This is a genomic window from Helicobacter sp. CLO-3, assembly GCF_001854545.1.
Classification (GTDB): Bacteria; Campylobacterota; Campylobacteria; order Campylobacterales; family Helicobacteraceae; genus Helicobacter_B.
In genome coordinates this window covers 45,599-52,231 of sequence record NZ_MLQN01000015.1, presented here as the reverse complement: position 1 = coordinate 52,231, position 6,633 = coordinate 45,599, and the positions used below count along the sequence as shown (strand labels likewise).

Annotated in this window: 4 protein-coding genes; all 4 read right to left on the bottom strand. The window is 46.0% G+C overall.

The annotated features are described in order from the left end of the window. Positions 1–202, bottom strand: a 202-nt coding sequence (locus tag BKN38_RS05400; RefSeq protein ID WP_143000213.1) for a hypothetical protein, incomplete at its 3' end; no start/stop codon positions are given. Positions 203–381: 179 nt separating this feature from the next. Next, positions 382–2,460 (bottom strand): hypothetical protein, encoded by a 2,079-nt coding sequence (locus tag BKN38_RS05395; protein ID WP_066453129.1) that lies wholly within the window; start codon positions 2,458–2,460, stop codon positions 382–384. A 31-nt stretch (positions 2,461–2,491) separates the two neighbouring features. Next, a complete protein-coding gene (locus tag BKN38_RS11860; RefSeq protein WP_070957724.1) occupies positions 2,492–5,311 on the bottom strand; it encodes a Smr/MutS family protein in 2,820 nt (939 codons plus the stop codon). After that, positions 5,311–6,627, bottom strand: a complete 1,317-nt coding sequence (locus BKN38_RS05385; RefSeq protein WP_233712828.1) for an RNA polymerase factor sigma-54 — start codon at positions 6,625–6,627, stop codon at positions 5,311–5,313. Before BKN38_RS05385 ends, BKN38_RS11860 begins: the two co-directional genes overlap by 1 nt. Between the last annotated feature and the right edge of the window lie 6 nt (positions 6,628–6,633).

Genomic DNA, 6,633 nt, shown 5'->3' with positions numbered 1-6,633 from the left:
CCCCGATAGAAATGGCGCTATTTACATTATCTGCATCATTTATATTGCTAGATTCTAGCTTTTTATTGATATTTGCGATGATACTTTGTATTGTCACTGCAGCATATTTTATATAGTTTTCATCACAGCCGAAAAACACATGCCCCACTTGACTATTTTCAGCATCATTATTTATCGTTTTTATATTACTAGCTTGACTCATTTATGCGAATCCCTTATTTTGATATTAAATATAAAAAAAGACTATGATTATAACATATTTTTGTCATTTTGAGTGTAGTGAGACAAAGCACGAGCCTTTTGTAATTTATATTTGTTTTTAGACTTTGGCTTGCTTGATATTTTTCATATAAGCATTTAGCTTGTAGCTGAAGACGGAATCTAGAGCGTGCTTTGTGTGAGGCGCGACAAGGCGCATTTGGTGGCATCGCATTTGCTAGCATTATTGGCGCAATCAGCCACATCATCGCAATTCGCACAGCTCACACAATTTTGGCAGCTTACACATTTTTGGCAATTTGCGCAATTTTGACAATTCGCGCAATTTTCACAATCGCTGTTTTTAGAATCCGCGCAGAAATCATATCTATATACGCTTGGTTCTGGTGCGATTTTGCGTATTTGTTTGAGCGCTTTTTTTAGGCGGTTGTGCGCGATGAGATCTGGCGCAGAATCCTTGCGAAACAAAAACACCTTCTCTTCCATGCCATCATCGCTTCGCACACAGCCTGCGATTTTGCCAGCGTTTTCACCGCCCGCGCCGCTATTTCCGCCAGCACTGCTACCGCTCCCGCCATTTTCGCCCGCGCCGCCAAGCCGCACAAAGCTAAGATTTGGAATGCGCCCATTGATATTCATGATAGGGTGGCTTAGGCTGGCATCGATTTGCAGCGTGCTTGGATTTAGCGTCATCGCCTCATAAAACCCATGCGCCTTATCCTCCGCGCTATGCGTGCAAGTGCGCACGATAGGCACTTCATCGCCGCTATTAAACACATCGATATGCCCTAGATACTCCACATCCATGCGCTCATCGCCACCTGTGATGAAATCTTTTAGCCGAGATAGCCCTTCATCGCCCGCGCCAAAGCCCGCGTTTGAGAGATCACTTGCTAGATTTTGCGCTAGAGACTCATCCAGCGCCCTAGCAGCGCTATCACAAATATGCGGCGCGCTAGTTTGGCTAAAATCTATCAGCGCATAAAGCGGCGGCGCGCTTATATTGCGCGTATTTGCCGTGCTTGTGGCATAGAGCCTATCTGGCATCAGCCAATAAAGTGCGCCATCAAAGCCAAAAAGCTTCGGCAGTGCTTCATAAGTCGGCGCGCAGTAGGAATGTGCTAAAATGGGCGCGCTGGCTTTGCTAGGTGTTTTGTCTGGGTTTTGGCTCGATGTCTTATCGGAGTTTTTGTCGCTAGTTTGCGTGATAAGCGTGATAAGCCCCATGCAGCGCTCCTGCATGGATTCTTTGCTAAAGATTCCGATAAAGGCACTCGTATCCTTGGCATAATGCTTGAAATACCCTTGCGCGAAAAGCGCAGAATCTAGCTTGCCCTCCAGCATCAAGCCAAGCGTGGATTCTAGCGTAAGCTTAGATGCGGGCGTGCGTAAGATATAGGCGAGATTTTTTGGCAGCGCGCTAAGCTCGCCGCCTTTTTGCGCGTAGGCTTGCAAAAACGCGCGGATATTTTGAAGCGCAAAAAACCCGCCCTGCTTGTATTCAAGCTCTGCAAGCGAAAGGTAAATGCTCGCATCATCGCGATGTGTTTTGTCGCTTAGCATTTTTTCTGCTAGCACGCGCTTTGCCTCTAGCAGCTGGCGATCATTGCTTTCTGCTTGCTTGAAATGTGCTAGATAGGCGCGCTGGCAGGATCTCACACCTTGACAAAGGCTAGAATCTATCTCAAATCTAAGGCGCGTTTGGGGCTTTGGCGTGGCGGGGGTTTTGGGGTTTGCGGGGTTGGATTCTGCGGATTTAGATTCTATAGATTTGGATTCTGGCGCGGTGTTTTTAGATTCTGCGATATTTGGCGCGCTAGAATCTGCCAAAAGTGTATCAAAATCCAAAAAACTATCCATAAGTTTATTTGCATCTTGCGCGCTTGGCGCGGGCTGTTTATCAAGCGATTTATCTGGCGCGCTTTGTGAAATATAGGCTGGAAAAATATGTGGCATAAAGGCAAATGAGCGCACAAAATCGCGCGCGCTAGAGAAGCTAAAAGTGTCCGCGCTTGTGGTTTTGCTGGTGATTGTGGTTTTGCCATTATTTGCGCTTGGCGCGGGCTGTGGATTTTGCGCGGATTCTGGCGAATTTTGTGCTAACTTTAGCGCGGATTTTGACGCGCTAGATTTTGCATTTGCCCTAGAAGCTATTTTAGATTCCGCGCCTGCCTGCAAGCACCCAAGCCCAAACAAAAGCGCAAGCGCGCCACAAACCCAAATCCCCCTGATTTTTCTCATCATTTTTCCTAACCCATAGAGTCCATATCGCTCATAGCTTGATAATCTTTGCGCCCATGCCACCCATATTTGGCGGGGCATCATCAAAGCTTAGCACCTTTGGATGCGCGCTTAGCACATCGCGCACCACCTTCGCAAGCCTGCCTGTGCCGATGCCATGATACACCAGCACCTCATCAAAGCCCGCTATAAGCGCATCGCTGATGAAATCCTCTAGCTTTTCTATCGCCTCTTCCGCGCGCAAACCATGCAGATCAAGACTCACGCTCGCGCGCGGCGTGTAGTCTAGCTTGATATTTGCTAGGCTTTTTAGGCCTTTGCTTTTTACGCTTTTTGCGCCACTTATGCCACCATTTGCGCCACTCGCGCCACCGCTAGCATTCGCCCCGCCAGCACCTCCATTTTTCGCGCCACTTGCGATATATCGCAGCTCATGTTTATCGACTTTGGCGCGCATACCAGAATCTAGCTCGATAAGGCATTGGCTAGATTCTAGGCGCAGTATGACGCCGCGCGTGTCCTTGTATGCCACGAGATCGCCCACGCTAAGCTTTTTTGGCGTATCTTTTGGCGCGCTGTATTTGGGCGCTTTTTTTAGGATTTGGTGCGCGTTGTTGATATTGCGATGTATGTCGCTTATATCTTTTGCCTCCTTTTTTAGCGTGTTTAGTGCGTCTTGATAGGTTTTTTCAAGCGCCTGAAGCTGTCTTTGGTGATCTTGTTTTAGATTTGCTATGAGCTCTAGATATTCTTGGCGTTTGGATTCTGCGGCTTGGATTTTTTGATCGAGTGCGCGGTTTTTGGATTTTAGCTCGATTTCTAGCTTTGATGAGCGCTCGATAAGCTCATTTAGCCGCTCTTTATCACTCCCATAGTGCGCTATCGCCTTGCTTATGATGTGTTTTGGGATGCCATAGCGCTGCGCTGTCTCAAAGGCATAGCTTTTGCCAATGCTTCCATGCATAAAAGCATAAGTCGGCGCGCCGCGCTTGATGTCAAAAAGTGCCGCGCTCATCTGCACGCGCGCATCATCCGCCATAAGAGCAGCTAAGCGTTTGTGGTGCGTGGTGATGATGATTTTGTTATTTTTGGCAAGCATGGTTTGAAGCAGCGTTTTATACAGGCTCGCCGCCTCATCCGCATCGGTGCCAAGCTCGATTTCATCGACACCCAAAAGCATATTTTCTAAGGCTAGATTTTGGCTAAATTGTAGCATCCTGCCTGCAAAGGTGCTTATGTCGTTTTTGGTGTTTTGCGGATCAGAGATGATGGCGCAGATGTGTTTAAAATGCGCGATTTTGCTATGGTGTGCGTTGCATTTCATCGGCAGCAGATGCTTTGCCAAAAATGCGGCACTCAAAATGGATTTTAAAAGCATGGTTTTGCCCCCGGCATTTACGCCTGTTAGCACTAAAAGCTGCTGGGAAAAATCGATGCTTAGAGGTGTGGGGTTTTGCAAAATAGGGTGGCAGAAGTCTTTCAAAATGATAGGCGCGCAAATGGGCGCTGTATAGGCGGGGGCGGTGTAAGCGGGCGCGGCGTGTGTGTGGCTCGCTGGCGCGGATTCTGCGCTAGAATCTAGTTTTTTAGATTCTGGTTTTAACGCGTGATTTTGGCGTGCCGGATTTGGATTTGGCGCGCTTTTTTGTGGCGATTTTTGCGGATTATAAGGCATGATAAACTCAAGCTCGAGCGTTTTGGCAAACTCGATGCGCGCAAAAAGCAGATCAAACCTATCAAACGCACCATTTATGAAGCGCAAAAACGCCAAATGCTTTTGCATCACTGCGCTCACTTCTTTGCAAAGCGCGCTTATCTGCACCTCTAGCGCGTCTTGCAAATCCTTCTGGCGCGCATACAGCCGCTCAATGCTCTGTGGCAAAACATAGAAAAACCCGCCTTGTGAGCGATCAAGCACCGAGCCTTTGAGCGCGTGCGTGTAGCCCGCTTTCAAAAGCAGCGTTTGTGCGTCAAACACGAGGTGGATCTGCCTATCGACAAGATAAGGCTCTAGGCTTTTGTTGTTGCTTAGGCGGTGGAGTTCGGATTTTATCTGATCTTTGGTATTTGATATATTTTGCTTGATATTATGTATTTCTACAAATTTTTTATCTATAAGCTCGCCATTTGACTCAAAAATACAAATCGTTTCTTTCAAAATCTGTGGTATTTCAATCTTATGAAGTAGCGTATAAAAGCTAGATTCTGGGACTATCTCACTCATATTTAATAAATTTTCAAAATAGCTTAAAATCTGGCTAAAAGCAAAAATATCTTTAAGTCTCAAAGTGCCAAATTTTTGCAAGATAAAAAGCTCTTTGTCTAGGTTTGGGATACGCGGCATGGGCGGAATAGTAAGCGTCTCTAGCTCATCGATGATTTTTTTGTGTGATTGCAAATCGCCTTGGAGATAAAAGCCTTTGGGTCTAGCAAGAAGCGAGGCAAATTTATAAATAAAAGATTCTAAATCTAGCTGGGCTAAAAGCTTGGCGTCTTTTTTGCAAAAAATCGCGCAATATTGGCTTGGCGTAATGGCGGAGATGTCATCTATCGTGGCGGCATAAGAGGCATTGTCAAATGCGCTGCCAAATGCGCCACTGCCACTATTAAACGCGCCATTTTCTGAAGCACCACCAAAAGCAGATTCTGGCGCAGAATCCAAAATGGAATCTAAAGTAGTGGAATCTAAAGCAGCAGAATCCAAAGCAGATTTTTTGAGCGCAGAATCCTTTGTCAAATCCCCAGCACGCGCAGAATCCAAAGCGCGCAAAGTTCTAGATTTTGATATTTTAGATTCTGGCATTTTTGCCCCATTTACTCCATTCGCCCCGCTCAATTTGGCAGAATCCATCAATACCCCATCTCATAAAACTTTTTGCGCTCGCTCGAGCTTGCGATATTGAGCTGTTTGCGGTATTTGGTGATGGTGCGGCGCACGATTTTTAGCCCGAAATGCTGCTCGATGAGTTGGAGTATTTTTATATCGCTTAGCGGTTTTTTCTTGTTTTCGTTTTTTATTATCTCGCTTAGAAAATCTTTTATCGAAGCATTGCTCACATCGCCTTCTATCGCGGCGGTGAAAAAGCTTTTGATAGGAAAAATCCCGCGCTGGCATTCAAGGTATTTGTTGGATATGGCGCGCGAGATGGTGCTTGGCGCATAGTTTAGCTCAGTAGCGATATCTTTTAGCTTCATAGGCTTCATCTCACCGCCGCGGAAAAAATCATATTGATAATCCACAATCATAAGCCCCACTTTTTTTATCGTGGCTTTTCGCATCTCAAGCGCATCGATGAGGTCGCGCGCTTCTTTGATTTTGTTTTTGATATAGCTTTGCGCGTCTTTGTCAGAATCTATGCTATTTTTGGAGTCTTTGGCTTTGGCGTCGTTTATCTCGATGATTGGATAATACTCATCATTTGTATGCACGATGATGTTGCCATCCTCTTCTTGCACGAAAATATCTGGAATCTTATAGCTTTCCTCATGCGCGAAATCAAGCGCTGGCGGGTTTTTGAAGCTTCTTATAATTTTCATCGCCTCGCTATAGCGCGCGTGTTTTTTTTGCTTGGCGTGCAAGTCTAGATTTTCGATGATTTCTTTGCATAGCGCATAAAGTTCATTATCCACTTCTTGGCTCTCCAGCTGGAAGCAAAACGACTCGCGCACATCTCTCGCACCTATCCCTCTTGGCTCTAGGAAACAAAATCTAGCGCGCACCTTTTCGTATTCTCCCACCTCTACGCCTAGCCTTTGCGCCGCTAGCTTAATATCTTCTTGGAAATACCCCTCCGCATCGATGCCTTCGATGATGTCAAATGCGATATCTTGGCTAAGCTTAGTAGGAAAAAGCGGCGGGCAAATCTGGCTATAAAGATTCTCATACAAGCTTTCTCTAGCGATGGTTAGCTGCTCGATTTTGTCACTTATACTCGTGCCAGATTTTGCGTTATTACGCATTTGCTTGGTGAAAGTCGAGCCAAAATCCTTACTCATAGGCGTTTGCACGCTTACAAATGGATTTTCATTTGCGTATTCTTTGAGTATGTCTTCTACTTCAAACAAATCGCCCTGCAATATCGGCAGCCAGCTTTTTAGCGTGGTGGAGAGCTTGCCTTTGATATTTTGTCTAAGTCTCGCCCCACCTGATTGTATGCCCTGTGCCACGCTATC

Bases quoted from the DNA above. Each gene is read 5' to 3' on its own strand.
- BKN38_RS05395 (WP_066453129.1), bottom strand. From the start codon at position 2,460: ATGAGAAAAATCAGGGGGATTTGGGTTTGTGGCGCGCTTGCGCTTTTG.
- BKN38_RS11860 (WP_070957724.1), bottom strand. From the start codon at position 5,311: ATGGATTCTGCCAAATTGAGCGGGGCGAATGGAGTAAATGGGGCAAAA.